Annotated in this window: 1 protein-coding gene and 1 pseudogene; both read left to right on the top strand. The window is 73.1% G+C overall.

The features are described 5' to 3' along the window. Positions 1–1098 (top strand): annotated as a pseudogene (locus AEQ27_RS18605) (hypothetical protein); the annotation flags it as partial. A gap of 125 nt (positions 1099–1223) precedes the next feature. Then, a complete protein-coding gene (locus tag AEQ27_RS14985) occupies positions 1224–1955 on the top strand; it encodes an NADPH-dependent F420 reductase (protein ID WP_054147402.1) in 732 nt (243 codons plus the stop codon). Positions 1956–2147 lie beyond the last annotated feature (192 nt).

Here is a 2147-nt window from a genome sequence, read left to right as displayed (position 1 = left end):
GACTCGGCCAGCTCCGGCACCACGACCGGCACCGGCACCACCGACGCCGGCACCGGCACCGGCTCGACCGGCGCCACCAGCGGTGACGACGGCATCCTCGGCGGCACGCAGGTCGTGCCGTCGGTGGGGCTGCCCGTGACCGTGGGCGGCAACGCGATCTCGGTGGTCGGCGACTCGGCCAGCACGGGAACCACGACCGGCTCCGGCACCACCGGCTCCGGCACCGGTTCGACCGGTGGCACCACGAGTGGTGACGACGGCATCCTCGGCGGCACGCAGGTCGTGCCGTCGGTGGGGCTGCCCGTGACCGTGGGCGGCAACGCGATCTCGGTGGTCGGCGACAGCGGCAGCACCGGTTCGACGACGGCTCCTGCCGTCGGCACCGGCACCGGTTCGACCGGTGGCACCACGAGTGGTGACGACGGCATTCTCGGTGGCACGCAGGTCGTGCCGTCGGTGGGGCTGCCCGTGACGGTCGGCGGCAACGCGATCTCGGTGGTCGGCGATTCGGCCAGCACGGGAACCACGACCGGCTCCGGCACCACCGGCACCGGAACCGGCTCGACCGGTGGCACCACCAGCGGTGACGACGGCATCCTCGGCGGCACCCAGATCGTCCCCTCGATCACGCTGCCGATCGACCTGTCGGGCAACGCCGTCTCGGTGATCGGCGACAGCGACGTCACGGACGGGACGACCGGCACCACGCCGACCGACCCGACCACGCCGACCGACCCGACCGACCCGGCGATCCCCGTCGACCCGGCCGAGCCGTTCGAGCCGACCGATCCGGTCGACCCGACGACGCCCACCACCCCGGATGACGACGGCACCACCACGCCGGACACCGAGGGCACCGCGGGCATCGGCGGCACCACCGGCACCACCGGCACCACCGGCACCGTGCTCGTGACCGCCGCCTCGGGCGCCCGCAGCGTCCTCGCCTCGGGGACCAGCGCCTCCTCGGTCCTCGCCGCCGACTCGTCGCTCGCCTTCACCGGCGGCGACACGACGGCCCCGCTCGCGGGTGGCCTGCTGGTTCTGCTCGCGGGGCTCGGCCTGCTCGTGGCGGCCCGCCGCCGGACGGCTCGCGCCTGACGGTCACCCCCGTCGCCCGCTTCTGAGCGACTCCACACCGACGGTGCACCGCAGACCTGGTTCAGGGGCCTGCGGTGCACCGCCGCGCCCGGAATCGACGGGCGCCCCCACGGGTTGCCCGACACATGACGTCCGCATCCACCACCGGCATCCTCGGCGCGGGCAAGGTCGGCCCCGTCCTCGCCCGCCTCGTCCACGCCGCCGGCCACCCCGTCCTGCTCGCCGGATCGGGAGACCCCGCACGCATCCGCCTGATCGTCGACGTGATCGCCCCTGGAGCCCGGGCGGCCTGGTCGGCCGACGCGGCGAGGGAGGCCGACATCGTCGTCCTGGCCCTGCCCCTCGGCAAACTCGACTCGGTGCCGGTGGACGCCCTGGCGGGCAAGGTCGTCGTCGACGCCATGAACTACTGGTGGGAGACCGACGGTCTGCGTGACGACCTCTCGGACGTCCGCACCTCGACGAGCGAGCTCGTGCAGCAGCACCTCCCCGAGTCACGCGTCGTCAAGGGCTTCAACCACATGGGGTACCACGACCTCGACGAGGGGGCGCTGCCGGCGGGAGACCCCGGGCGGAGTGCGATCGCCCTGGCGTCCGACGACCGCGAGGCGCTCGACGTCGTCGCCGACCTCGTGGACGCCATCGGCTTCGACCCCGTCGCCCTGCCCACCCGGGCCGACGGCATCGCGCTCGAGCCGGGATCGCTGGCCTTCGGTGCGGACGTCGGCGCGACCGAACTCCGCGAGACGGTCCGCGACTTCTGGACCTCGCAACGCGGGCTCGGGGTGGCTCGGGCACGAGGCATGGCGAACCCCGCCGACGGGTCCGCCGAGACGGTCGAGGTCACGGCGGGGTAACGAAGTCGATGCGTTCCAATCCTTTTCGGGGACGGTGGCGAACCCTGTACATCCCCACCGGGACTAACAGACAAGGAGCTTCACCATGAACGCCTTCACTCGCAAGAACATCACCAAGACCACGCTCGGCCTCGTGGCCTCGGGTGCCCTCGTCTTCTCGCTCGCCGCCTGCTCGATGGCCTCCGGTTCGTC

It is taken from the genome of Frigoribacterium sp. RIT-PI-h (assembly GCF_001297205.1).
Classification (GTDB): Bacteria; Actinomycetota; Actinomycetes; order Actinomycetales; family Microbacteriaceae; genus Frigoribacterium.
The sequence above is the reverse complement of the archived record's forward strand: the minus strand, read 5'-3'. Positions and strand labels throughout refer to the sequence as shown.